This is a genomic window from Staphylococcus sp. EG-SA-2 (assembly GCF_017152085.1).
Genome location: NZ_JACYHC010001248.1, coordinates 1 through 626, shown reverse-complemented (window position 1 = coordinate 626; position 626 = coordinate 1). Strand labels below are relative to the sequence as shown.

Annotated in this window: 1 protein-coding gene and 1 pseudogene; both read right to left on the bottom strand. The window is 29.6% G+C overall.

Features of this window, described 5'->3' with window-relative positions:
- Positions 1 to 84 (bottom strand): hypothetical protein (locus IDG60_RS23300; RefSeq protein WP_241013345.1); only part of this gene is annotated, 84 nt, incomplete at its 3' end.
- An 83-nt stretch (positions 85 to 167) separates the two neighbouring features.
- Positions 168 to 626: pseudogene (gene sek / locus IDG60_RS20260) on the bottom strand (staphylococcal enterotoxin type K); the annotation flags it as partial.

The following is a 626-nucleotide window of genomic DNA, read 5'->3' as shown; positions in this document are numbered from 1 at the left end:
TCTAAAACCTTTCTTACGGTATCTTTTTCCTTCATGCTTAAATTCATATTGCCATTTTTTACCATCGTAACAACGTGTTTTCATGCGTTCCCTCCTCAAAATTGGCAAAAAATAATAAGGGTAGGCGAGCTACCCGAAAAATAATGATTATAATATAATTAATAGGTTTATTTTGTTTCTTTATAAGAGATATCGACATCCAAATGGAATTTCTCAGACTCTACAGTTTTATTGTCTTCATAAATTTTTAAAAAACTTTTTGGTAGCCCATCATCTCCTGTGTAGAATAAATCATATGAAAAGGTGTCATTATTATTTAAATGAAACGTTACTTTACCAATATTAAACCCAGAATAAAATTTTGATTTATGACCGTATTCTTCTCCTTTTTTAGTGCCGTTATGTCCATAAATGTTGTATTCTTCTTGAAGGTACCTTCTTAATTTGATATCAATCTCTTGAGCGGTAACAAATTTTTTATTTGTCGAAACTTTATTGGTAGAAATAGTTTTGTGATTTCCATTGATCCATATATTTATAGGTATATTTCTAGGTTTATCTAGATATTCGTTAGTAGCTGTGATTCCACCATATATGTATTTAGTGTTACACTGGCCATTATAACT